Annotated in this window: 24 protein-coding genes; 14 read left to right on the forward strand and 10 right to left on the reverse strand. The window is 46.8% G+C overall.

Annotated features, from left to right (window positions below; genetic code table 11):
* Positions 1-64: 64 nt before the first annotated feature.
* The 3 genes from yaaA to SD450_RS08805 all read right to left on the reverse strand — a co-directional run bounded on the left by yaaA (position 65) and on the right by SD450_RS08805 (position 2,608).
* Entirely contained in the window at positions 65-826 is a 762-nt protein-coding gene (gene yaaA / locus SD450_RS08795; RefSeq protein WP_318344198.1) for a peroxide stress protein YaaA, read from the reverse strand.
* A 163-nt stretch (positions 827-989) separates the two neighbouring features.
* Positions 990-2,018: an RluA family pseudouridine synthase gene (locus SD450_RS08800; protein WP_318344199.1), complete on the reverse strand. Its 1,029-nt coding sequence runs from the start codon at positions 2,016-2,018 to the stop codon at positions 990-992.
* Positions 2,019-2,020: 2 nt separating this feature from the next.
* Positions 2,021-2,608, reverse strand: a complete 588-nt coding sequence (locus tag SD450_RS08805; RefSeq protein ID WP_318344200.1) for a PASTA domain-containing protein — start codon at positions 2,606-2,608, stop codon at positions 2,021-2,023.
* An 80-nt stretch (positions 2,609-2,688) separates the two neighbouring features.
* On the opposite strand from SD450_RS08805, the gene SD450_RS08810 reads away from it, so the two are divergent.
* From SD450_RS08810 to SD450_RS08835, 6 genes are all read left to right on the forward strand, one after another.
* Positions 2,689-3,663: a D-alanine--D-alanine ligase gene (locus tag SD450_RS08810; RefSeq protein ID WP_318344201.1), complete on the forward strand. Its 975-nt coding sequence runs from the start codon at positions 2,689-2,691 to the stop codon at positions 3,661-3,663.
* A 32-nt stretch (positions 3,664-3,695) separates the two neighbouring features.
* A complete protein-coding gene (gene coaD, locus SD450_RS08815) occupies positions 3,696-4,154 on the forward strand; it encodes a pantetheine-phosphate adenylyltransferase (protein ID WP_151891056.1) in 459 nt (152 codons plus the stop codon).
* Between the two features lie 188 nt (positions 4,155-4,342).
* Positions 4,343-5,248 carry a PAS domain S-box protein gene (locus SD450_RS08820; protein ID WP_318344202.1) on the forward strand — a complete coding sequence of 302 codons (906 nt, stop codon included), beginning with the start codon at positions 4,343-4,345 and terminating at the stop codon, positions 5,246-5,248.
* Positions 5,249-5,256: 8 nt separating this feature from the next.
* On the forward strand, positions 5,257-6,171 hold the full coding sequence (locus SD450_RS08825; RefSeq protein ID WP_318344203.1) for a sensor histidine kinase: 915 nt from the start codon (positions 5,257-5,259) through the stop codon (positions 6,169-6,171).
* A complete protein-coding gene (locus tag SD450_RS08830; protein ID WP_318344204.1) occupies positions 6,155-6,568 on the forward strand; it encodes a response regulator in 414 nt (137 codons plus the stop codon). Before SD450_RS08825 ends, SD450_RS08830 begins: the two co-directional genes overlap by 17 nt.
* A 45-nt stretch (positions 6,569-6,613) precedes the next feature.
* Positions 6,614-8,419 (forward strand): M14 family metallopeptidase, encoded by a 1,806-nt coding sequence (locus SD450_RS08835; protein WP_318344205.1) that lies wholly within the window; start codon positions 6,614-6,616, stop codon positions 8,417-8,419.
* Here SD450_RS08835 and SD450_RS08840 read toward each other — a convergent pair.
* Entirely contained in the window at positions 8,409-9,008 is a 600-nt protein-coding gene (locus SD450_RS08840; protein ID WP_318344206.1) for an NUDIX hydrolase, read from the reverse strand. The genes SD450_RS08835 and SD450_RS08840 overlap by 11 nt on opposite strands.
* A 7-nt stretch (positions 9,009-9,015) precedes the next feature.
* Here SD450_RS08840 and pyrE point away from each other — a divergent pair, with 7 nt between their 5' ends.
* Together pyrE and SD450_RS08850 are read left to right on the forward strand one after the other, a co-directional pair.
* Complete coding sequence (gene pyrE, locus SD450_RS08845) at positions 9,016-9,654, forward strand: orotate phosphoribosyltransferase (RefSeq protein WP_072879547.1); 639 nt, start codon at positions 9,016-9,018, stop codon at positions 9,652-9,654.
* Between the two features lie 9 nt (positions 9,655-9,663).
* Positions 9,664-10,056: an SRPBCC family protein gene (locus SD450_RS08850; protein WP_318344207.1), complete on the forward strand. Its 393-nt coding sequence runs from the start codon at positions 9,664-9,666 to the stop codon at positions 10,054-10,056.
* Between the two features lie 246 nt (positions 10,057-10,302).
* Here the strand turns inward: SD450_RS08850 and SD450_RS08855 are convergent, their stop codons facing one another.
* Positions 10,303-11,046: a biotin--[acetyl-CoA-carboxylase] ligase gene (locus tag SD450_RS08855; protein WP_318344208.1), complete on the reverse strand. Its 744-nt coding sequence runs from the start codon at positions 11,044-11,046 to the stop codon at positions 10,303-10,305.
* 83 nt (positions 11,047-11,129) lie between these two features.
* On the opposite strand from SD450_RS08855, the gene rsfS reads away from it, so the two are divergent.
* Genes rsfS through SD450_RS08885 form a run of 6 tightly spaced genes read left to right on the forward strand, consistent with a single transcriptional unit; the run spans position 11,130 to position 15,844 of the window.
* Positions 11,130-11,507 (forward strand): ribosome silencing factor, encoded by a 378-nt coding sequence (gene rsfS, locus SD450_RS08860; RefSeq protein ID WP_318344209.1) that lies wholly within the window; start codon positions 11,130-11,132, stop codon positions 11,505-11,507.
* Between the two features lie 4 nt (positions 11,508-11,511).
* The gene (gene ftsH, locus SD450_RS08865) at positions 11,512-13,458 is read left to right on the forward strand and encodes an ATP-dependent zinc metalloprotease FtsH (protein WP_318344210.1); all 1,947 of its coding nucleotides are present in this window, start codon (positions 11,512-11,514) and stop codon (positions 13,456-13,458) included.
* 59 nt (positions 13,459-13,517) lie between these two features.
* A complete protein-coding gene (locus SD450_RS08870; protein ID WP_318344211.1) occupies positions 13,518-14,126 on the forward strand; it encodes an LUD domain-containing protein in 609 nt (202 codons plus the stop codon).
* Positions 14,127-14,129: 3 nt separating this feature from the next.
* Positions 14,130-14,933, forward strand: coding sequence for a phosphatidate cytidylyltransferase (locus tag SD450_RS08875; RefSeq protein ID WP_318344212.1), 804 nt, complete (start codon positions 14,130-14,132; stop codon positions 14,931-14,933).
* The gene (locus SD450_RS08880; RefSeq protein WP_318344213.1) at positions 14,923-15,588 is read left to right on the forward strand and encodes a phosphatidylserine decarboxylase family protein; all 666 of its coding nucleotides are present in this window, start codon (positions 14,923-14,925) and stop codon (positions 15,586-15,588) included. Before SD450_RS08875 ends, SD450_RS08880 begins: the two co-directional genes overlap by 11 nt.
* The gene (locus SD450_RS08885) at positions 15,581-15,844 is read left to right on the forward strand and encodes an acyl-CoA-binding protein (protein ID WP_318344214.1); all 264 of its coding nucleotides are present in this window, start codon (positions 15,581-15,583) and stop codon (positions 15,842-15,844) included. Before SD450_RS08880 ends, SD450_RS08885 begins: the two co-directional genes overlap by 8 nt.
* Here the strand turns inward: SD450_RS08885 and SD450_RS08890 are convergent.
* Genes SD450_RS08890 through SD450_RS08910 form a run of 5 tightly spaced genes read right to left on the reverse strand, consistent with a single transcriptional unit; the run spans position 15,841 to position 23,136 of the window.
* Positions 15,841-17,109 (reverse strand): sterol desaturase family protein, encoded by a 1,269-nt coding sequence (locus SD450_RS08890; protein WP_318344215.1) that lies wholly within the window; start codon positions 17,107-17,109, stop codon positions 15,841-15,843. The genes SD450_RS08885 and SD450_RS08890 overlap by 4 nt on opposite strands.
* Before the next feature lie 53 nt (positions 17,110-17,162).
* Positions 17,163-17,996, reverse strand: coding sequence for a sugar phosphate nucleotidyltransferase (locus tag SD450_RS08895; protein ID WP_318344216.1), 834 nt, complete (start codon positions 17,994-17,996; stop codon positions 17,163-17,165).
* Between the two features lie 5 nt (positions 17,997-18,001).
* Positions 18,002-19,054 carry a GHMP family kinase ATP-binding protein gene (locus SD450_RS08900; RefSeq protein ID WP_318344217.1) on the reverse strand — a complete coding sequence of 351 codons (1,053 nt, stop codon included), beginning with the start codon at positions 19,052-19,054 and terminating at the stop codon, positions 18,002-18,004.
* Between the two features lie 7 nt (positions 19,055-19,061).
* Positions 19,062-20,450, reverse strand: a complete 1,389-nt coding sequence (locus SD450_RS08905) for a Gfo/Idh/MocA family protein (RefSeq protein ID WP_318344218.1) — start codon at positions 20,448-20,450, stop codon at positions 19,062-19,064.
* A gap of 55 nt (positions 20,451-20,505) precedes the next feature.
* Entirely contained in the window at positions 20,506-23,136 is a 2,631-nt protein-coding gene (locus tag SD450_RS08910) for a valine--tRNA ligase (protein ID WP_318344219.1), read from the reverse strand.
* Between the last annotated feature and the right edge of the window lie 162 nt (positions 23,137-23,298).

The following is a 23,298-nucleotide window of genomic DNA, read 5'->3' on the forward strand; positions in this document are numbered from 1 at the left end:
ATAAACGTAACAGCACGCCCCTTTTTTCCAAAACATAGGGAATCTGGCCGTTTTTCGCAAAAATTTACCGCACAAAAACCGGCTCGTTGGGTTTTTGGGTATGCTCCTGGCTGAACGTATAGCCATCACGATCAAAACCTTTGATGTCCTCCAAGGTCTTGGCATCGGTGTCCAAGATATAGCGCACCATGGACCCTCTGGCTTTCTTGGCGAAGAAACTGATGACCTTTAGCTTGTCGTCCTTCCAATCCTTAAAAATGGGTGTGATCACGGGCACCTTCAGTTTTTTCTCATCGACTGCCCCAAAATATTCGTTGCTGGCCAGGTTGATGAACAGTTCACCATCTTCCAACTCGGCGTTCAGGTGGTCGGTGAGCTGCTTTTTCCAAAACTCGTGCAGGTTTTTTTTGCGTCCCACTTTCAATTGGGTCCCCATTTCCAACCGATAGGGCTGCATCAGGTCCAAAGGCTTTAAAATACCATAGAGACCGGACAAGATCCGGAGCGTGTCCTGTAGTTGATCCAATTTTTTCTCCGGGATGGTGTAGGCATCAAGGCCTTGGTACACATCGCCATTGAAGGCATACACGGCCGGTCTGGCATTTTCCGGGGTAAAAGGGGGCTCGAACTCTTGGTTACGCTCCCAGTTCAGTTGGGCCAGATTGTCCGAAATGGACATCAACTTGGAGAGCGCCTTTGGCTTTTTCTTTTTCAGGACCCCGTTCAACTTTTGGGCTTCTTCCAAAAACTGTGGCTGGCTATATTTCGATGTGGGCAATGCCGTTTCAAAATCGAGCGACTTGGCCGGGGATACAACAATTTTCATGTGTTCTAATTTTATTGTTTTAAAACTTGCCTGAACCATCTTGATGGCACCAAGAATGGTCATGGCTCATTCCATTTACCTCAATATTTGGTAAAAATAACGAAGGATTTGGTTTCATGGAAAGATACGCAAAAGGTGTTTTCAATCTAAAGATTGAAAGAAACTATGATTCGTGGTGCTTGGCATATCCGCGCCATTTTTCGATACAGTTCACCATATCTTCCGGCAACTCGGAATTGAACCGCATGAACTCTCCTGTCACGGGATGTTCAAAGCCCAAGGTCTTGGCGTGCAATGCCTGTCTGGGCAATACCTTGAAGGCGTTTTCCACAAACTGTTTGTACTTGGTGAAAGTGGTCCCCTTCAATATTTTTTCGCCACCATAGCGTTCATCATTGAAAAGCGTATGCCCAATATATTTCATGTGTACCCGAATCTGGTGGGTCCTGCCCGTTTCCAGTCGGCACGAGATCAGGGTAACATAACCAAACCGCTCCAACACCTTGTAATGGGTCACGGCTTCCTTGCCATCTTCGCCATTGGGATAGACCATCATCTGCAAACGGTTCTTCGGATTTCGCCCAATGTGCCCCTCAACGGTGCCTTCATCTTCTTCCACATTGCCCCAGACCAGTGCCACGTATTCCCGTTCACTGCTCTTGTCAAAAAATTGTTGGGCCAAATGGGTCATGGCCCCTTCGGTCTTGGCGATGACCAACAATCCTGAGGTGTCCTTATCGATTCGGTGCACCAATCCCGGTCTTTCCGAGCTGTTGTTGGGCAAGTTTTCAAAATGATACACCAATGCATTGATGAGGGTCCCAGAGTAATTCCCATGGCCCGGATGGACCACCATTCCCGCTGGCTTGTTCACCACCAGAAGGGAATCGTCCTCATAGACAATATCCAATGGAATGTTCTCTGGGGTCAGCAGAAATTCATAGGGAGGATGCTCGAACATGACCTTGACCTCATCCCCGGCCTTTACCTTGTAGTTCTGTTTTACTGTAGTGCCATTGACCCAGATATGTCCTTGCTTGGCCGCCTGTTGTATCTTGTTTCGGGTGGCATACTCGATAAAGTTCATCAAGAATTTGTCCACGCGTAGCGGTTCCTGCCCTTTGGAGGCCACGAACCTATAATGCTCAAAGAGTTCGTCCTGGGAGAGTTCTTGGTTGTCCTCGAAATCCATGGCTATTGGGAATCTGCCTGTACGCGTGCGCTTTCGGGTATGGTCCCGTTCCCGCAGATCAGCTCGATCTTGGAGGTCTTGGGCAGCTTGTCGCCTGGCTTTACGTATTTCCCTTTGAACTTCATATTATAGACCATGTCCTTGCCCAGTTGGTCTATGTAGGTCACCCGTTCCACGTCCAATCCCACGGCCCTGAGCATAGCCGTTGCGTTGCGTTGGGTGACTTGGATGATATCGGGAACGCTCACTTTTTTGTAGCCAGAAGGGTTCACGGTAAAATAAATCTTCCTGTTGGATTTTACCTTATTGCCCGCTGGAGGGTTCTGGTCCAAAATGGAAAATCTTGGATAATCGGGGTTGTATTCGGACGAGTCGAGCACCTGATAGCGCAAGCCGGCTTCCTCAACCGCTTTCCGCATATCCGGGACCGACATTTTTGAAAAATCCGGAACTTCCACAAACTCACCATGGTTGGTCGTGCCTTTCAACCATTGCAAGGTGGCAATAACAATCACCACCGTGGCCACCGTGGCCAGTCCCAACTGGATGAGGAACGTTTTACTTTTCAAGAACTCCAAAAAATTTTTCATGCGGAAAACCTTATCGGAACAAATATAGGAAAGCCTTCCCTTTTTTCTTTACTTTGGCAAAGCGATATTTTGAAAAGCAGATGAAAAAGAACATTGCCATTATCATGGGCGGCCACTCCAGCGAATACAACATTTCCATCAAGAGCGGCAACGTGGTGCACAAGTTTTTGGATACCCAAAAATACAATACCTACCGCATCATCATCAGTAGGGAAAAATGGATCTATCTTGATGCATCCAACCAAGAATTTCCTGTGGACAAGGCAGATTTCAGCATCCAACCCAATGGCAACAAGATCCATTTCGATTGTGTTTTCAATGCCATCCATGGCACGCCCGGCGAAGATGGGTTGTTGCAGGCCTATTTTGAACTGTTGGGCATTCCCCATACCTCTTGCAACCATTACGAATCGGCCCTTACCTTCAACAAAAGGGATTTGCTGAGCACGCTGAAACCTTACGGTGTGCCCTGCGCCACTTCCTATTACCTGAACAAGGGGCAGCCCGTGGACGAGTCGGCCATTGTGGAAAAAGTGGGACTCCCTTGTTTTGTGAAGGCCAATCGGTCCGGCAGCAGCTACGGGATTTCGAAGGTGTACCAAATGGAAGAACTGGCCGGTGCCATAGACGCCGCTTTCAAAGAGGACAGCCAAGTGATCATTGAATCTTTTTTGGACGGTACCGAAGTATCCGTGGGCGTGATCACCTACAAGGGCGAAGTGACCGTATTGCCCATTACCGAAATAGTCTCCGAGAACGATTTTTTTGATTTTGAGGCCAAATATATGGGGAAATCACAGGAAATCACGCCAGCCCGCATATCGGCCGCGCAGGAGACCAATGTGAGGAAAATGGCAGAATTCATCTATAGGACATTGGGATTGAAAGGCTTTACGCGAAGTGAATTCATCTTTATCGGGGATGTGCCCCATCTTTTGGAAGTCAACACCACACCGGGACTTACTGAAGAGAGCTTGCTGCCCCAACAGGCCGGCGTGGCAGGAATTTCCTTGGAAACCTTGTTTGACAGTGCCATTGAAGAGGCCTTACGATAGAAAACCGTATTTTTGGATAAAACCTTTCAACCATGAGACGTGCAGTGTTCCCCGGTTCTTTTGACCCCCTTACCCTAGGGCATTACGACATCATAAAGAGGGGCGTCACGCTCTTTGATGAACTGGTGATCGCCATCGGGATCAATGCCGACAAAAAGTATATGTTCTCCCTGGAGGAGCGCACGAAGTTCATTGAGGAAGCCTTCAAGGACGAACCCAAGATCAAGGTGATGACCTATGAGGGAATGACCGTGGATTTCTGTAAAAAAATAGGGGCGACCTTTATTCTGAGGGGGCTTCGCAACCCTGCCGACTTTGAGTTTGAAAAGGCTATAGCGCACACCAACCGAAAACTTTCCGAAATAGAGACCGTCTTTTTGTTGACTTCATCAGGAAAATCTTACATCAGTTCGTCCATTGTTCGGGACGTAATTCGCAACGGTGGTGACTATACAGGGTTGGTTCCTGATACCGTTGTGGTTAATTTCTGATATTTTGCACATATACTTTTCTTTCTTTTGAAGAGGTCACCTCTAAAAAACCGCCAGAATATTGACATTTGTCAAGAAAACAACATTTTTAGGGCCTTTCACAACAATAAATGAGCAGGCTGATACATTACGCTTACATTGGTCAGAAATTTCTTAATAGCGTAAAGTTTCCCTAATACCCCCGAATTTTGAAAGCAGTCGAAAGAATTGCGCAGCATTACTTATTGAAACAGTTACCCAAAGCCACGGCCCTTGTGGCGATGGATGGCTCGGTAGTGGATGCCTCCGATTCTTGGTTGAATGTTTTTGGCATCCATCCCAAAAATAGTACGGAAACCAATATTTTCCATCTCTATCCGGAAAGTGAGGGTCTTCCGAAAAAACTACCACGCAACAAATCATTTTCCATTAGGCACCAAACAGGCAGCGGAACAGCGGCACGGTGGTTTGAGAGCACCTTTGCCCCTTGGTTCGATGAAAAGGAAAATGTGGTGGGGTCCATTATCCAGACCGATGACATTTCCAGTGAGGTGGAAAAGGAAAGGGAACTGGAAAAAATCAACAACATCCTAAAGACCAAATCCGAAGTGGCCCAAGTGGGTTGTTGGGAATACGACATTGCCACGGAGCATCTTTTTTGGTGCGAGGAAACCAAAAAAATCCACAAGGTACCATCATCCTATCATCCCAATGTAGCTGATGCCATCGCCTTTTACAAACAAGGATACAGTCGAAACAAAATAGCAATGCTCTTCCACAGTGCTATACAAGAAGGGACGCCTTTCAACAAAAAATTGACAATCCTCACCCAAACCGGTGAAGAAAAATGGGTGAGCGTTGCAGGAAGGCCCATTAGCGAAAATGGGAAAATCATAAAATTGTTCGGAACCATTCAGGACATCACCGAACAGGTTATGAACGAAAGCAAGATAAAGCAGCACCAACAGTTGCTCACCGCCCTCATAGACAACCTCCCCTTGAACGTGTTCGTAAAGGACCTGGATTCCAAAAAGATACTGGTGAACAAGGCCGAGTGTGACTATCTGGGCAAAAGCGCCAAGGAAGTCATTGGAAAAACGGATTTTGACCTTTAGACAAGGAAGTGGCAAAAATATCAAGGGAGGAGGACCTTGAGGTGATCAGGACGTTGAAACCCATGCTGGGCAAGGAGACCATCGGCATCAAGAAAGATGGGGAAATCACCAATTTCCTCACCTCCAAGATACCGCTATTTGATCTGGAAGGGAAAATAAGTGGTCTTATAGGGATCAGCATGGACATCACCGCCATGAAGAAAAAGGAGGACCAGTTGAGGAATTTGATCAACATCACCTCCATCCAAAATAAAAAGCTCATCAATTTTGCCCACATCGTATCGCATAACCTACGCTCCCACTCGGCAAACTTTTCCATGTTGCTGAAATTTTTATCGGAAGAAGAGAACGAAGCGGAAAAGGCCCATATCCTGGACATGCTCAACCGGGCATCCGATAGTCTGTTGGAGACTTTGGAGAACCTCAACCAAGTGGTGGACATCAATACGAATGTGACCCTCAGCAAAAAACCGCTCAACCTGAATGACAGCATTGACAAAGTGCGGCAAAACCTTTCCGCTTTCTTGGAAAAGAACAAAGTGAAGATCATCAACAACATCCCACAGGATATGGTTGTGTGGAGCGTTCCCGCCTACTTGGACAGCATTATACTGAACTTGGTGACCAATGCCGTAAAATATCGTAGTCCGGAAAGGAGCCCCATCATCACTATGGACGCAAAAAAGAGGGACAAAACATTAATTTTCAGCATATCGGACAATGGTCTGGGAATAGATCTGGAGCGATACGGCGATAAAATATTTGGCATGTACAAAACGTTCCATAATAGGAAGGACGCCAAAGGCATCGGGCTCTACATCATCAAGAACCAGATAGAGGCCATGGGCGGAAGTATAACAGTAAACAGTGAAGTGGACAAAGGCGCTACTTTCAATGTATATTTCAATGAAGAAAGTAAGTAGTATTTTTATTGTGGACGATGACCCTATTACCGTGTTCGGCATCAAAAAGGTGCTTAAACCTGTGGCAATCTGCGACGATGTGCAGATTTTCCAAAACGGTAAGGAAGCCTTTGACGCCCTCAAGGAACGGACCGAGAACGACCAATGCATCCCCGAAGTGATCTTTTTGGACATCAACATGCCCATCATGGACGGTTGGGACTTTTTGGAAGAACTGATTGGATTGGACATCAAGGAACGTATCATCATCAACATGATCACATCTTCCATAGATCCGCTGGATTACCAAAAGTGGAACGAATATAAGGACAGATGCCCCCACACGCTCAATTTCAAGAACAAACCTATCTTTAAAATCGAGACCAGCGATTTGGACAGCATCGATATGGCCTCGTGATCATAATATTCTTTATTTTTGGGCTGCAAATAATTGTTCCCTTTTATGCTGGTCTTTAAACACATACGTACTTTTTCAAAATACACCCTGATTTTTTCAGCCCTGATCCTGTTCATATCCTGCGAAACCAAGAAGGAGGACAAGCAAACTTCCTACCAGACCGTTTACGAAGCATCTGGGGAGAAAGAGACCGCCACCTATGCCGAGACCATAGATTTTTACATCAAACTGGCCCGTGACTTTCCCCAGATCAACATACACACCATTGGGAAGACGGATAGCGGCCAACCTTTGCACATGGTGACCTTCAATCCGGATGGGGATTTCAATTTTGAGAACATCAGAAAGGAAAAAACGATCATCCTCATCAACAACGGCATACATCCCGGTGAAAGCGACGGCATCGATGCCACAATGATGCTCTATAGGGACCTGGCCACCAAAAATGTGCCTGCACCCGAAAAAACGGTCTTGGTCACCATACCCATCTACAACATTGGAGGTGCCCTCAACAGGAACTCGACCACCAGGGCCAACCAAAATGGTCCATTGGAATACGGCTTTCGGGGAAATGCCCTGAACTACGACCTGAACAGGGACTTCATCAAAATGGATTCCAAGAATGCCAAGACCTTTGCGGACATCTTCCATTTGGTAAAGCCCGATGTGTTCATTGACAACCATGTCAGCAATGGTGCCGATTATCAATACACGTTGACACATTTGTTCACCCAGCACAATAAATTGGGAGGTGATCTTGGAAAATACCTGTACAGTTCCTTCATGCCCGATATCGAAAAGTCGTTGGCGGAAAAAGATTGGGACATCACGCCCTATGTCAACGTTTTCAATATGCCCCCAGAGTTCGGGTTCAGCCAATTCATAGACCACCCTAGATATTCCACAGGTTATACCACCCTTTGGAGCACCTTGGGACTGATGGTGGAGACCCACATGCTGAAACCTTACAAACAAAGGGTCGAAGGCACATACGAGATCATGGAAAGCCTGATCGCCGTGGTGGAAAAAGAACATGAAACCATAAAGAACCTGCGCAGGGAGACCTTGGAGAAAAACCTCGATCTTACCGAATATTACCTGAACTGGCAGGTGGACACCACACAAAGCTCCACGCTCCATTTTAAAGGTTTTGAAGCGGAACGGTTTACCAGCGAAGTGACCGGACTTCCACGGTTAAAATATGACAGGACAAAACCTTTCACCAAAGAGGTCGTCTATCAGGACCAATATTACCCCACCGATACAGTTTCCGTTCCCGATGCCTACATCATAAGGCAAAGCCAACAGAAAGTCATAGAGAGATTGGATGCCAACAAGATCCAATATTTCAAACTGGACAAGGACACTACGCTCACCGTGGAGACCTACTCCATATTGGAATACGATACCCGAAACGCACCATACGAAGGCCATTATCTGCACTACAATACCAAGGTGGAAAAAAGCACCAAAAAAATTACCTTTAAACCTGGGGATCTTGTGGTCCCCACCCGTCAACCGGGCATACGGTACCTTCTGGAAACCTTGGAACCCCATGCCGTGGACTCCTTTTTTAACTGGAACTTCTTTGACACCTTCCTTCAGCAAAAAGAAGGCTTTTCGCCCTATGTTTTTGAAGATGTGGCCTTGGATATGCTACAAAAAGATTCCATTCTGCGTCAAAATTTTGAAGCCAAAAAGAAACTGGACCTCAATTTTGCGAACAATTGGTATGCACAACTGGATTGGATTTTCCAACGTTCCGTGCATCTGGAGGAAACCTATCTCTCCTACCCCGTTTACAGGGTGGCAAAGGGCAGTGAGGCCTCTGGAATATTGGCTAGGAAATAAAGGGGTCGGCAAACAATATCTTGATATTTTTGTATGAATTTTTCAAGGCCTTCGCGGCTTTTTCAGGGCCTTTCCATTTCACCTTTTTGATGCCTTCGGCCTTTTCGGCGACCAATTTCCCGTCGTAGTCGGTGGACATCAAAAACCAATGGGTCTGCTTCAACTGGTATTCCCCGTTGCGCTTGAAAACATGATAGGTGGTACGCAGAAACTTTTCGATCACCAGGCCCTTCACCCCGGTCTCTTCCTCCACTTCGCGAATAGCGGCATTTTCAATGGATTCGCCTTTGTCCACCTTTCCCTTCGGCAGGTCCCATTTTCCATTTCGATGGATGAAGAGCACCTTTCCCTTTGGGTTCACCACAAAACCGCCCCCTGCCACCACCACGGGGATCTTGTGCATAAAAAGTTTGAGTATTTTGTTCCCATCCGGATGGTACAGATAGGCCTTCTTCAATTTCTTCTTGGACAACAGTTCAATGGCCTCCATAATGGAATTCCCGTCCATGGGGAACAGGTTGCCGTTGGACTTTTCTGGGCGCTCGTTTGTTAAGATCAGTGGGGACTCATTAACAAAAACTTCATACATTTGCGCAATGGTTTTAGATAAGGGAATTGCTAAAAAGACAGCGGAGCTGCTTTTACAAATTAATGCAATAAAGTTGGAACCCGAAAATCCCTTTACATGGGCATCTGGGTGGAAATCGCCAATTTATTGCGACAACAGGATTATGCTCTCCTATCCGGAAATCCGGAACTTTGTGAGAGAGGAAATGGCCAAACAAGTGGAAAACCTCTACGGAAAGCCCGATGTCATCGCCGGTGTGGCCACAGGTGCCATAGGCATAGGCATTTTGGTGGCAGAGGCACTGGGACTTCCCTTCATCTATGTGAGGCCCGAACCCAAATCCCATGGGCGACAGAACCAGATTGAAGGCCAATTTGAATCCGGCCAATCCGTTGTGGTCATCGAAGACCTCATCAGCACCGGAAAAAGCAGTCTTAATGCCGTTAAGGCCCTAAAGGACCAAAATGCCAAAGTAAAGGGCATGCTGGCCATCTTTACCTACGGTTTCCCCGTGGCCACCACCAATTTTGAGCAGGAAGGTGTGGAACTGCACACCCTCTCCGACTACGAACACTTGGTGGAACAGGCCTCCGAGACCCATTACATCAAAGAATCACAATTGAAGACCCTGCTGGAGTGGAGATCCAATCCACAGGAATGGAAATAAACGAACATCATGCACATAGAAACCTCCAAAAAGAAAGTATCCAAGAGCGATAAGGCCGTATTTGACTTCCTCACGGACATCAAAAATTTTGAGACCCTGATGCCCGAAAACATTGACAAGTTTGAGGTGCTGGATGAAAAGACCTTCAAATTTGCCCTAAAGGGCATGCCGGAAATCGTGCTCAGGTTGAAGGAACAAAACCCCAACGACAAAGTGGTCCTGGGCGCTGCCAGTGACAAGCTGCCCTTTACGTTGACCGCAGATATTATCGCCTTAGGGGAAAATGAAAGCGAAGTGGGATTGAGTTTCGAAGGTCAGTTCAATGCCATGATGGCCATGATGATCAAATCGCCCATCACCAATTTCATGGAGACCCTTTCCAAAAACTTGGACAAAATATAGTTGAAAATCGCGGTCAGTTTGAAACGGCAGTTTGCTGTATTTGCGTTCAAACTCAAGTTTCAGGTTCAAGAACAACAAATCCCAAGTTCCAGTAGCTAGTGGCAGAAGAACAAATGCCAAGTTCCCACCTTTGGCCGTCAGGCAATAAACCTAAAACAAGAAACTTAAAACCATTCCGACTTCAAACACTGTGAGAGCCAGACTCTGAATTCCAGCAACCTAATAACTCAATAACCGAACAACAGTTCAATAGAGCAAGGTTACTTCCTTCAGGTCATATTCCCTAAAAATGTGGTCTTCAAGCTCCAAAACGAGTTTGCCCGTATCCGACACCCCGCGGATGAATCCCATGAAACGTTCACCTTTGGCATTGGTAAAAGTGGACGGTTTGTCCTTTCTGAACAGGCGTTTTTCATAGCTTGGCAAAAGCTGGGTCATCGTTTTTCCCTCAATTTGATCCAAATGCAGATAGAGTTTGTCCAAGATACTGTGCAGAAGTTCATCAAGTTCATAAAAATGTCCAGTGATGGATTTCATCGACGCTGCTTTGTCCAGGTTTTTAAAATGGACCTGGTTCACGTTCAACCCGATTCCGATAATCGAATGTTGGACCCATTGTCCTTTTAGGACATTCTCTATCAATATGCCACCTATTTTGAAGGAACCTGACATAATGTCGTTGGGCCATTTCACCATCATATCGGGCATGGAAAGCCCTTCCAACGTATCACAGACCGCCAATGACACCCCGATGTTCAGCAAAAATTGCCGTTCAACAGGCATTGAATCATATTTTTTTAAAATGCTGAAGGTCAGATTTTTACCTTCTTCGGATTGCCATACAGAACCCATCTGCCCCCTACCCTTGAGCTGCTTTTTTGCCACAACGACCGTATAATCGGCCAACTGCTTCGACTGCGATAGTTCCTTCAAATACACATTTGTGGAATCCGTGGCATCAAGTTTGATTATCCGAGTATGTTCTCCCAATGTGGTACGCCTTATTGATTTGTTAAAAACTAAGGCTAAGAAAACAAAAAAAATATAACTTTGTAAAAAACTAAAATTTTTGAATGCAGAAAACGAAAGCCAGCGCAGATGAACTGATTACCTTGATTTTGCATGGGATAGAAGACGTAAAAGGAGTTGATATCAATCTACTGGACCTAAGGGAAATCGAAAACACAGTTTGTGACTACTTCATAATCTGCAACGGTACTTCCAACACGCATGTCAATGCAATTGTTTCCTCTATCCAAAAAACCGTAAGCAAGGCCATCCAAGACAAGCCTTGGCACATTGAAGGTTCAGACAACGCAGAATGGGTATTGATGGACTATGTAAATGTGGTGGTTCATGTATTTCAAAAACATATAAGGGAATTCTACGACATTGAAGGACTTTGGGGAGATGCCAAGGTGACGATGGTGGAGAGCAGCTACAATTCTTAAAAAAATGGCAAAAGAAAACAATCCAAATACCCCTAAGAAACCTCGTTTTAGTTCGTGGTGGATATACGGCGTGGTCATCGCCCTGATCATTGGCTTCCAGTTTTTTGGCGGGAGCAGTTTCTCCAGTACCGAAAAGACCACGACTTCCGAATTACAGGAATTTTTGCGCAATGGTGACATCTCCAAGATCGTCATCATCACCAATACCCGTCAGGCAAAGGTATATTTGACCGAAGAGGCCCTCAACAAGGATGTGCACAAGGGTGTGGCCAAAAAGCCCCTATTCCCTTCCTCCAGTTTGATGCCCCAGTATATCTTGGACTATGGGGACCTTCAGATTTTTCAGAACGAGATCACAGAGATCAAGAAAGAGAACAACCTGGACACCATTGTGGAGTTCGACACAGAATCCAATGTCCTTGGGGATCTATTGTTGTCCTTGCTGCCCTTTGCGTTGATCATCGCCATCTGGATCTATTTGATGCGAAGGATGTCCGGTGGTGCCGGAGGTGGTGCCGGAGGACAGATTTTCAACATCGGAAAATCCAAGGCCAAGCTATTTGATGAAAAGACCGATACACGCACTTCCTTCAAGGATGTGGCCGGTTTGGAAGGTGCCAAGGAAGAAGTGCAAGAGATTGTGGAATTCCTTAAAAACCCTGACAAATACACCTCGCTCGGTGGAAAAATACCCAAGGGAGCCCTTTTGGTAGGACCTCCTGGAACAGGTAAGACCCTTTTGGCCAAGGCCGTGGCCGGAGAGGCAAAAGTGCCTTTCTTCTCCCTGTCCGGTTCCGATTTTGTGGAAATGTTCGTAGGGGTGGGAGCTTCCCGCGTGCGTGACCTTTTCAAACAGGCCAAGGACAAATCCCCTGCGATTATCTTTATCGATGAGATAGATGCCATTGGACGTGCAAGGGGCAAGAACAATTTTACAGGTTCCAACGATGAGCGCGAGAACACCTTGAACCAGCTGCTCACCGAAATGGACGGGTTTGGCACCAACACCAATGTCATTGTACTGGCCGCTACCAACCGTGCCGATGTACTGGACAAAGCCTTGATGCGTGCCGGACGATTTGACCGTCAGATCTACGTGGACCTTCCCGACCTGAACGAAAGAAAAGAAATCTTTGAGGTGCACTTGCGCCCTATCAAGACTGCCGAGACATTGGACCTCGACTTTTTGGCCAAGCAGACCCCAGGTTTCTCAGGTGCTGACATCGCCAACGTATGTAACGAGGCCGCCCTTATTGCTGCCCGTAAAGAGAAAAAGGCGGTGACCAAGCAGGATTTCCTCGATGCCGTGGACCGGATTGTCGGTGGTCTGGAGAAAAAGAACAAGATCATCACCCCAGAAGAGAAAAAGACCATTGCATACCACGAAGCAGGCCACGCCACTGTGAGCTGGATGCTGGAGCATGCCGCACCTTTGGTGAAAGTAACCATAGTCCCACGTGGACAATCGTTGGGAGCTGCATGGTACCTCCCCGAAGAGCGCTTGATCGTTCGTCCGGAACAGATGTTGGACGAAATGTGTGCCACCATGGGAGGCAGGGCTGCTGAAAAGGTCATCTTCGACAAGATTTCCACAGGTGCTTTGAGCGATTTGGAGAAAGTGACCAAACAGGCCAGGGCCATGGTCACCATATATGGTCTGAACGATAAACTGGGGAACATCACCTATTACGATTCCACCGGACAGAACGAATACGGATTCACCAAGCCTTATAGCGAGGAGACCGCACAGCGAATCGATCAGGAAATATCCAAAATGATAGAGGAGCAATACCAAAGGGCCATTAAATTATTGGCCGACAATAAGGACAAATTGACCGAGCTAGCTGACAGGCTTTTGGAAAAAGAAGTTATCTTTAAGGACGATCTGGAAAAGATCTTTGGCAGAAGACCTTTTGAAAAAGAGGAGGAAAAACTGGAACCTGCCAAATAGATTGGGTTCCGGGCAATAGGATCCAAACTGAAATAGGAAAAATGCACTCGATACGTTAAATGGGAGTTTTTAAAAAGATTTTCGGAGGAGGAAAAAAGGTTTCCAAGGAAACTTTGGAAACCCGTGGAGACCACATGCCCGATCTGAAAATTCCCATTGACGAAAAGTTCACCATCTATTTCAAGAAAAACGGGGGCAAGTTCATTTATTGCGAGGATTTTTCAGAAATATCCTTGGCCCTGAGGAACATCATCTCCGAGAACAATTGGCAGAACCATATGTTCTATTCCCTCGATCCTAGATTGGAGACCCGATTTGCTTCAGAAAAACTTGAATTTACGGACAAGAGGCAGGAAAGTGACATTTTCTTCACCACCTGCGAACATCTTGTTGCCCATAACGGCTCCATTTTGGTGTGTTCCAATCAAATCAAGGAAAAGAAATTGGACGAACTCCCCTCCAACCTGATTGTGTTCGCCACTACCAGTCAATTGGTGGATTCCATCAGTGGGGCACTCAAGATCATCAAGGAAAAATATCGAAAGGACATTCCCAACAATATCACCACGCTCAAGCATTTTCAACCCACTCCGGAGAACAAGGACGACTTCCTTTCCTATGGAAGTGCCTCAAAAAATGTCTATCTTTTACTCCTGGAAGACTATTAGTACATGAAAGAGATTTTAAGGCGCTCTATAACGGGGGTCATCTACGTGGTGCTTCTCTTGGGAGCGGTTTTTTTAAGTTCGGACGCCTTCGATTTCCTCTTTATGGCTTTTGGACTGGCCTGCCTGTATGAATTCAAACGCATCGTAAAGCTTAAGGGATACTACATCTTTGTCGCCTATCTGGCTCTGTGGTGGATCTTCATCTATCTAGTTCAGGACGGCACACTGGTAACCCTCCTGATGTTGCTGACCATAACGGTGGACCTGGCACTTCTCGCCTTTCTTTTCTCCAAAAGGCCAAAAGAGTTCACGGAAATCCAAAAATCCATCATTGCCGTTTTCTATATTGGCGGCGGATGTATTTTCCTGACCATGATCCCCTATAAGGACGATGCCTTTGCTCAATTTTTGATCATGGGCATCTTTATCCTGATCTGGGTCAACGATACGTTTGCCTATTTGGTGGGAAGACTGATGGGCAAAAGAAAATTGTTTCCTGCAGTTTCCCCAAAAAAAACCATTGAAGGTTCTCTGGGAGGTCTTATTTTTGCACTGGTGGCCGCCTACATCCTGTCTTGGTACGAAACCAAGCTCAGCCTGATGGAATGGATGGCGATGGCCACCCTGATCGTGGTTGCGGGAAGCCTTGGCGATCTCTTGGAATCCAAATTCAAACGTATGGCGGGAGTGAAGGACAGTGGTGCCATCCTTCCCGGTCATGGTGGGGTTTGGGACCGATTGGACAGTTTGGTGTTCGCTTCGCCATTTGCATATTTGATACTTAATATTTTCTCCTATGTTTCATAAAGAGGGTCAAAAAATAGTCATTTTTACTTTTTTTCTTGTGGTGGCCGCCATATTCGCCGCACAGTATTTGGTTGATGTGGAATGGGCGCGGTTTACCATACAGATTGCAGCCCTTGTTGTTCTGATTACCATCCTCCAGTTTTTCAGGAACCCAAAAAGACCAGTGACCCCCAACTTTGATGAGATTTTGGCACCCGTGGATGGAAAGGTCGTGGTGATTGAGGAAGTGGACGAACCCGAATATTTCAAGGAACGGAGAAGACAGGTTTCTATTTTCATGTCGCCGGTAAATGTGCATGTCACCCGATACCCTGCCAGCGGAACGGTAACCTACTCCAAATACCATCCTGGGAAATATTTGGTGGCCTGGCACCCCAAATCCAGTACGGAGAACGAACGCACCACTGTAGTGCTCCATACCCCAAAATTTGGCGAGATCGGATACCGACAGATTGCTGGGGCCATGGCCAGGCGCATCGTCAACTATGCGGAAGAAGGCGAACAAGTGACACAGGGCGAAGATGCCGGATTCATAAAGTTTGGGTCCAGGGTGGACCTTTTGCTGCCCTTGAATTGCAACATCACCGTGAAACTGAACCAAAAAGTGACCGGGGCCAAAACCTGCATTGCATCTGTAAGAAGAGAAGATGATTGACGAAGCCTTACATAAAAAATTTGAGGAGGCAGTGGCTTTTGTGAACAGCTATACGGAACCCTTGCCCGCCGATCTTCTACTAAAATTGTATGCCTATTTCAAGATTGCCAACCGAAATTTTGACAATCCGGGCAGCAGGACCCCATTGATCAATGCCTTCAAGGCCAATGCTCTGTTCCAAGCCAAGAACATGGGCCGGAAAGAGGCCATGGAAAAATACATTGAACTTGTGAACTCAGAATTGAAAACGCTTTAGGATGCTAAATTGGGCGCTGCATATGGCTTTTCAAAATAGGTAAAATAGACCCCTCCAAAAATGGTGATCAAAAAATAGATCGCCACGGAATAACTGGCCATCGGCAAAAAAGAATCGATCCCGAACCAATCCTTGGTGAAGAAAATCAAGGCCAGCCCCGCCACTCCCCGGAACACTTCGATCCAGACAGCATATTTTTTTCGGTCCATTAAGGTCGTGTACCCATAGACCCCCACAAAAACAAAGGCCCCGAACAGCAAAAGGCCCTCAAAACCAATGTTGGAATAGTTGTAAAACATAAAGAGCATCAGGGCCGTGGTCATGATGAGTTGGAACAAGGCATATGCCTTCAGCGAATTGGAAGCTTCCGGCCTGTATTTCTCAAAATTATAGACATCTTCAATGATCTCCACCGGATAGGTTTCCTTCACATCCGCAGGCCGCCAGCCAGTGGGCATGAACCAAATCCGTAGTTTGTCCCAATAGCTTCTGGTCCGCCATGCATCCTTCACCAGTCGCCACAAATGCTGAAAATTGATGATAATGGGATTCCACGTGTTGGCAGGTTTCAAGACACCATATTGGGGCGGCACTTCATCCAGTTCCTCCTGAAATGTTCCGAACATCCTGTCCCATATACAAAATATTTGCCCTAGGTTCTTGTCGATGTATTCCTTGTTGATGGCATGATGAACCCGATGCTGCGAAGGGGTAACGATCACATACTCCAACCATCCCATTTTTCCGATATGTTGGGTATGGTACCAAAATTGGGCAAAAAGATGGATGGGTGCCAAAACAGCAATGACCTCATGCGGAACCCCAAGAAGTGCCGCAGGAATCAACAGCAGCGCATAATAGCCCAAAAGATTGGAAATGGGCTGGCGAAGGGCACAGGCCAGATTGAATTCTTCACTGCTGTGGTGAATGACATGCTGGTTCCAGAAAAAATTGATGTGGTGGCTGAGCCGATGGTTCCAATACCCCGCAAAATCAAGCACTATGAAGGCCACTACCCAGACCAGCCAAGTGGCCTTGATTTCGGTAAGCGCCAAATGTTCCAACAAAAATGGATAGCTGACCAAGACGAGTACCAGCCCCAAAGAATCTTTAACCACATTCGTCAACCCTGAGCTGAGACTGCTCACGGTATCCATCAGGTTGTGCTTCTGGTTTTTCACAAAACGGCCGTAGAGCACTTCGAAAAGTACCAGACCTATTAAAAAGGGAGTGGCATATAACAATGCCGTTGCATACGATTCCATTCCAATAGTTTAAAATTTTACTCGTTGCAAGTATGGGGCTGTGCACCATGAAGTTACTCCAAATTTTTGAATAATTGGATATCGTTGGCATCTGTCAGGTCGGGAATGTGTTCCAAACGCGGAATACAGAGCACACTTTGTGGGTTATCCGTCACCAAATTGCCAACAGCCTTGGGCAATTCCTTCTCGTCCCGGACCGGATCTAGGGGACAATTCTGTAAATAAGGATAAATGTCCTCACCATAAAAACTAAAAATGTTCATGCTCACACGAAGTTCCCCCGTTTCGTCGATATAGTTGGGCATATCCTGTAGGGCAGGTTTTTCAACAATTCTCTTCAGGAAACCATCTTCGGAAATATCCATGACCGCAAATTTGGAGATGCGCTCGTCCGTAAACTCAAATCCGGAACTGGCATAGCTGATGAGTGCGTTGGCCGCTTTTCTTTCGCTCCGCAAATCCTTGAGGGCCCCAACGGAATACAAGTTGTCCCCATTGCAGACCGTAAAAGTGGATGTTTTGAGCACCGGATATTGGTCCAAGCATTGCTGAAGGGCATCTGCGGTTCCCAAGGGTTTTTGCCTGTCCCCTGGCACCTGTTGGATGGCTATGGCCACCTGCAGTCCGGATGGCAAACCACCTTCGTCCACTAGGTTTTTGAAAGCCCCATTCCCAGGACTGGTAATCAAATAGAGGTTTTCATAACCCGCTTCCTTGGCATTCCGGACAAGATAAAACAAAAAAGGTTTCCCATTTTTTCCAACGGGAATAAGGCTTTTATGCGGAATGTTATCCATCACACCCTTGTTTTCCCGATCTGATGACAGACTTCTCTTCATCCGGGACGAAGCCCCTCCTACCATGATCACCAAACTATTGTTTTCCATTTTCACTATGCTGTTATTTCAACTTCGTACACTGCTTTGGCCCCGGCATCCAGAAAAGCTTTTCGCACGGCTTCCTTGACATCGCCAGTCACCATGGCAACCATGCAACCTCCCCCACCAGAGCCAATGGTCTTTGCCCCAATGGCCCCTGCCCTTTTGGCTGCTTCCATCATCTGTACCATTTCCTTGGGTGTATTTTGGATTTGGTCTTGAAGGATTTGTTGATGATCGTTCATTAAACTGCCCAGTTTTTGAACATCGGTATTGCTTTTTTGAAGCTCTTTTTTTGCTTCTAGGGTGATGTGATAATTATGGATGGCCGCATACCAATGGTCCCGAAATTCATGGGGCACCGATTCCAGATATTTTTGATAATCGTCCAACACAGAGTCCTTCAACACGAATGCGGGGTGGTTCCTTTTCACGGCCTCGACTGCGTTTTGGGCAAAGACACGGGCATTCTTGAGCACTTCGAGGGTCTTTTTGGCCAGACCGGATTCGGCCACCAACAATTGTCCCATGTTCCCTACCAACCGTTCACTTTTTCCACTTTCGGTGTCGATGTAGAGCAAGCCGCGTTGCGCAATGGTGTATTGGTCCATCAACCCGCCTGGTGAATCGAAGAAAACCACTTCGGCTTCATAGGCCCATCTGCCTATCTGAAAATCGCTTGTTTCATCCAGTTTACCATTGATCGTCGCCAAAAAACGAATCCAGGCCACCAGCAGGGCCGAAGAACTGGAAAGGCCTGCATTTACCGGGATATTCCCCGATATTTCGATGGTATATCCTTGCTGATAACAAAACCCTTCTTGCTTCAAAACGGCCATGGCCGAACGGAAAAAATCGCCGGGCCGGACATTTTTTAGGTCATCGTCCAAGGCAATAAAGGCCTCTTCTCCCAGATCCAATAGCTTCAAAATAAATTTCTCCTCGGTATTGGGCCGAGCCGTTAGGTTGATATAGCGATCTATGGCACCTGCTATTACCGGAAGCCCCAAATAATCTTGGTGGTCCCCATAAAAGCAGATACGTGCCGGAACTTGTATTTGAATCATGTGATGGTTAGCTTATAATGTCCAAGGGGGCAGTTTCTTTCCAGTTGCCCCTTGTAAAATCAGGAAAGGGTTGTGGGGCTCCTCCGCTGGCCACGGAGCGTTCGCTCAGTGGAGAAACGGCGCTCCAGAGACATCCTTCATAGACGTTTTGGTCCAAGGGAAGTCCTTTTTGGAGACATTCCACGATACGATAGACCATGATCCCGTCCATTCCGCCATGTCCACTGCCTTTGGCCGCCTCGTTCAACCTTTTGTATAATGGATGATCGTATTTTTCATATAATTTTTCCAATTGTTCGCCCTGCACCCAAGAATGATGGTCCTTGGTCAGTCCTTCAACGCCTCCTTCGAGCGCGACCCGCGTCGGAAATCCGGCCAATGTACCTTTGGTACCTTGTATCAGGTTCAACCTGGAATAGGGTCTGGGGCTGGTCTCGTCCCATTGCACCAGAATGGTCCTTCCCAGATTCGTTTTGATGATGGAAGTGTTCATATCCCCACCCTTGAACTCCAATTGGTTCCATTTATGGTCCTGGGGATAGTTCTTTTCCGCATAGAGTTCCCGTCCCCTTGATGGGGTCGAGAAGGAAACCAGACTGCCAAAGGTGTCCTCTCCCCGGCCCAAATTCATATATTGCGCAACGGGCCCCAGACCGTGGGTCGGATATAGGTTTCCATTCCTCTTGGCATAATGATGGGTGCGCCAAGAACCCGTGCCTCTTTCCTGCTCCTCCATCTGCCATCGCAATTCGTGGATATAGGCTGCTTCGCCATGCAATACTTCACCGATCATTCCTTGCCTGCACATGTTCAGGAACATGAGCTCGTCACGGCTGTAATTGACATTTTCCAACATCATGCAATGTTTTTGGGTACGCTCACTGATATCCACAATGTCCCACATTTCTTGGATGGTCAATGCGATGGGCACCTCCACAAAGGCATGGGCACCCTGCTCCATGGCACCGATGGCCATAGGGGCATGGTTTACCCAATTGGTGGCAATGAAGACCACATCCGGCCGTACCTCCTGCAACATTTTTTGCCATTGGTTCTCATCGCCCCAATATTGCGCTATGTTCTTATGCTTGTTTGGTCCGCCTGCCTCTTTTACCCACTGTGTCTTCTCCTTGACCAAATCTTCATAAAGGTCACAGATGGCAACTACTTCCGTGCCTTCCAAGGCTGCAAAGAACTTGGCGTGGGTGCCTCCCCTGGCCCCTACCCCTATGAAAGCGGCACGGACCTTTGCCATCTTTGGAGCCGAAAAACCGCCCATATAGGTCGATGAGATCGGCCTATCGGGGGCTGCCTGCAAATAATTGGGGGCAATGGCCACCGCAGCAGCCGTCAAGGACGTTTTTTGAATAAAACTTCTTCTATTGAGGTTTTTCATGTGCCTTGGATATTTTTGTTAGGTCTTTTACCTTTCATATTTCAAAAGGCCTACGTTATTTCAAACTGGCCAAGCTTTTCTCCAAAGTCTCGATTTTGGCCTCTGCATCCGCGGCTTTTTTTCGTTCGATGGCCACCACCTGTTCGGGGGCATTGTTCACAAAGCGTTCGTTGCTCAATTTACCTTGTACCGATTTTAAAAAGCCTTTGGTGTAATTGAGTTCCTCCGTGATTTTTGCAATCTCGGCCTCCACATCGATGGCCCCACTGATGGGAATGAAATATTCGTTGCTCTTCACCCTGAAGGTCAGCGCACCATCCAAACTGGCGTCCGTAGCTTCCAACTTGGACAGGTTCCCCAACTTTCGAACAATGGCATCCATTTGGTTGTCCACTCCTTCCGCATTCATCATATAAAGTTCCAAGGCATCTTTTTGGGGAATGTTCTTTTCCTTTCGGATGGTCCTGATGCCAGAGATGACCTCGGCAGCAAAATCAAATCCGTTGATCAGGGAGTTATCCACTTTGCCGGGTTTTGGCCATTGGGACACGATCAATGCCTCTTCGGGGGTTCGCTCCGCAATGTGTTGCCATACTTCTTCAGTCAAAAATGGCATGAATGGGTGCAGCAACTTCAAATTTTCTTCAAATAAATGGATGACTGCATCGAATGTTTTGGTATCGATGGGCTTTTGGTAATCCGGTTTCACGATTTCCAACAACCAGGAACAGAAATCGTCCCAGACCAATTTATAAATGGCCATCAGGGCATCGGAAATGCGGTACTTGGAAAAGTGGTCCTCTATTTCCACCAATGTTTGGTCAAACTTGGCTTTGTACCAATCGATTCCGACTTTCGCCGCTTCGGGCTGTGGGATATCGGCAATCTCCCATCCCCTTACCAATCGGAAAGCATTCCAGATTTTATTGGCAAAGTTGGAACCTTGTTGGCAAAGGGCCTCATCGAACAACAAATCGTTGCCAGCGGCAGAGCTCAACAAAAGTCCCACACGAACGCCATCGGCCCCAAAATCCTCGATCAATTTTAGCGCATCGGGTGAATTTCCCAGGGATTTGGACATTTTCCGACGCTGTTTGTCGCGGACCAATCCGGTCAGATATACATTTTCAAAAGGTCTTTTTCCACGGTACTCATATCCGGCCATGATCATACGGGCCACCCAAAAAAACAGGATATCCGGTCCAGTGACCAGATCATTGGTCGGGTAATAATAGTCCACCTCTTCATTGTCCGGCTCCAAAATACCGCCAAACACGCTGATGGGCCACAGCCATGAGGAAAACCAAGTATCCAAAACGTCTGGGTCTTGTGTCAAGTCCGAAGTCTGAAGTCCGAAATTCGAAGTTTTTTCCTGTGCCAGTTTCAAGGCTTCTTCGGGTGTTTCGGCTACCACAAAATCGTTCTTTCCATCTCCATAATAGTAGGCCGGAATCTGCTGTCCCCACCACAATTGGCGCGAAATGTTCCAATCACGGATGTTTTCCATCCAATGGCGATAGGTGTTGTCAAATTTGGATGGGTATAGTTTGATGTCGTTCGTTTCCAGAACCCCTTCGAGGGCCGGTTTGGCCAATTCTTCCATTTTCAGGAACCATTGGTCGGACAGTCGGGGTTCAATGACCGCTTTGGTCCGTTCCGAAGTGCCCACTTTGTTTATGTGCTGCTCCACTTTGACCAAATGACCTTTTTCCTCCAGTTCCTTGGCAATTTCCTTGCGCACCACAAAACGGTCCTTTCCTTCGTAGTGAAGTCCAAAAGAGTTGAGGCTCGCATCTTCATTAAAGATATCAATGACCTCCAAGTTGTGCTTGTCCCCAAGATTTTTATCATTTTCATCATGCGCTGGGGTCACTTTCAGGCAACCAGTCCCGAATTCCACATCCACATATTCGTCTTCAATGATGGGAATTACGCGTCCGCAGATGGGCACAATGGCTTTTTTGCCGCGTAGGTGGCGGTATCTTTCATCATTTGGATTGATACAAATGGCGGTATCGCCCAAAATGGTCTCTGGGCGGGTGGTGGCAATGGTCACTTTTTCATCGGAACCTTCTATGGCATAGGCCAAATAATAGAGATTTCCCTGTCTTTCCTCATAAATGACCTCTTCGTCGGATAAGGTAGTCTTGGCCTCAGGGTCCCAATTCACCATTCGAAACCCCCTGTAAACCAATCCTTTATTATAGAGATCCACAAAAACTTTGATCACCGAGGCTGACATATCGTCATCCATGGTAAACTTGGTGCGGTCCCAATCGCAGGAGCAACCCAACTTTTTCAACTGCTGAAGGATGACACCTCCATATTCATTCGTCCAGTCCCAAGCGTGTTTTAGGAATTCTTCCCGGGACAGGTTGGCCTTGTTGATGCCCGCCTCCTTCAATTTGGCGACTACTTTGGCCTCCGTAGCGATGGATGCATGGTCCATTCCCGGTACCCAACAGGCATTCTTGCCCAAAAGCCTTGCCCTTCGTATCAAAACATCTTGGATGGTATTGTTGAGCATATGGCCCATATGCAGCACCCCGGTCACGTTTGGGGGGGGGATCACGATGGTATAGGGCTCCCTTTCATCGGGTTTTGAACTGAAATAGCCATGCTCTGTCCAATAGGCATACCAGTGTCCTTCAACCCTTTTGGGTTCATATTTTGATGGAATTTCCATTATTCGGTACAATTTTTGTTCATAAGAATATGGATTGGTTTTTTGAAGGGGATCAAATGTTTAGTTACATGCCATTCTTCTGATGGAATCCAATCCAGAAATACGAAACAAAAATAAGTAACGTTATTACATAACAAAAGAATTTTGGATGCAGGTGACAAA

The organism is Flagellimonas baculiformis, assembly GCF_033441575.1.
Classification (GTDB): domain Bacteria; phylum Bacteroidota; class Bacteroidia; order Flavobacteriales; family Flavobacteriaceae; genus Flagellimonas; species Flagellimonas baculiformis.

What these genes read in the sequence shown, in the direction of transcription:
- SD450_RS08885 (WP_318344214.1), top strand. Translation starts at nt 15,581, where the DNA reads ATGATTGACGAAGCCTTACATAAAAAATTTGAGGAGGCAGTGGCTTTT.
- SD450_RS08900 (WP_318344217.1), bottom strand. Translation starts at nt 19,054, where the DNA reads ATGATTCAAATACAAGTTCCGGCACGTATCTGCTTTTATGGGGACCAC.
- SD450_RS08800 (WP_318344199.1), bottom strand. Translation starts at nt 2,018, where the DNA reads ATGGATTTCGAGGACAACCAAGAACTCTCCCAGGACGAACTCTTTGAG.
- SD450_RS08805 (WP_318344200.1), bottom strand. Translation starts at nt 2,608, where the DNA reads ATGAAAAATTTTTTGGAGTTCTTGAAAAGTAAAACGTTCCTCATCCAG.
- SD450_RS08810 (WP_318344201.1), top strand. Translation starts at nt 2,689, where the DNA reads ATGAAAAAGAACATTGCCATTATCATGGGCGGCCACTCCAGCGAATAC.
- SD450_RS08890 (WP_318344215.1), bottom strand. Translation starts at nt 17,109, where the DNA reads ATGGAATCGTATGCAACGGCATTGTTATATGCCACTCCCTTTTTAATA.
- coaD (WP_151891056.1), top strand. Translation starts at nt 3,696, where the DNA reads ATGAGACGTGCAGTGTTCCCCGGTTCTTTTGACCCCCTTACCCTAGGG.
- SD450_RS08905 (WP_318344218.1), bottom strand. Translation starts at nt 20,450, where the DNA reads ATGAAAAACCTCAATAGAAGAAGTTTTATTCAAAAAACGTCCTTGACG.
- SD450_RS08830 (WP_318344204.1), top strand. Translation starts at nt 6,155, where the DNA reads ATGAAGAAAGTAAGTAGTATTTTTATTGTGGACGATGACCCTATTACC.
- SD450_RS08910 (WP_318344219.1), bottom strand. Translation starts at nt 23,136, where the DNA reads ATGGAAATTCCATCAAAATATGAACCCAAAAGGGTTGAAGGACACTGG.
- yaaA (WP_318344198.1), bottom strand. Translation starts at nt 826, where the DNA reads ATGAAAATTGTTGTATCCCCGGCCAAGTCGCTCGATTTTGAAACGGCA.
- SD450_RS08835 (WP_318344205.1), top strand. Translation starts at nt 6,614, where the DNA reads ATGCTGGTCTTTAAACACATACGTACTTTTTCAAAATACACCCTGATT.
- SD450_RS08850 (WP_318344207.1), top strand. Translation starts at nt 9,664, where the DNA reads ATGCACATAGAAACCTCCAAAAAGAAAGTATCCAAGAGCGATAAGGCC.
- ftsH (WP_318344210.1), top strand. Translation starts at nt 11,512, where the DNA reads ATGGCAAAAGAAAACAATCCAAATACCCCTAAGAAACCTCGTTTTAGT.
- SD450_RS08840 (WP_318344206.1), bottom strand. Translation starts at nt 9,008, where the DNA reads ATGTATGAAGTTTTTGTTAATGAGTCCCCACTGATCTTAACAAACGAG.
- SD450_RS08870 (WP_318344211.1), top strand. Translation starts at nt 13,518, where the DNA reads ATGGGAGTTTTTAAAAAGATTTTCGGAGGAGGAAAAAAGGTTTCCAAG.
- rsfS (WP_318344209.1), top strand. Translation starts at nt 11,130, where the DNA reads ATGCAGAAAACGAAAGCCAGCGCAGATGAACTGATTACCTTGATTTTG.
- pyrE (WP_072879547.1), top strand. Translation starts at nt 9,016, where the DNA reads ATGGTTTTAGATAAGGGAATTGCTAAAAAGACAGCGGAGCTGCTTTTA.
- SD450_RS08895 (WP_318344216.1), bottom strand. Translation starts at nt 17,996, where the DNA reads ATGGAAAACAATAGTTTGGTGATCATGGTAGGAGGGGCTTCGTCCCGG.
- SD450_RS08880 (WP_318344213.1), top strand. Translation starts at nt 14,923, where the DNA reads ATGTTTCATAAAGAGGGTCAAAAAATAGTCATTTTTACTTTTTTTCTT.
- SD450_RS08875 (WP_318344212.1), top strand. Translation starts at nt 14,130, where the DNA reads ATGAAAGAGATTTTAAGGCGCTCTATAACGGGGGTCATCTACGTGGTG.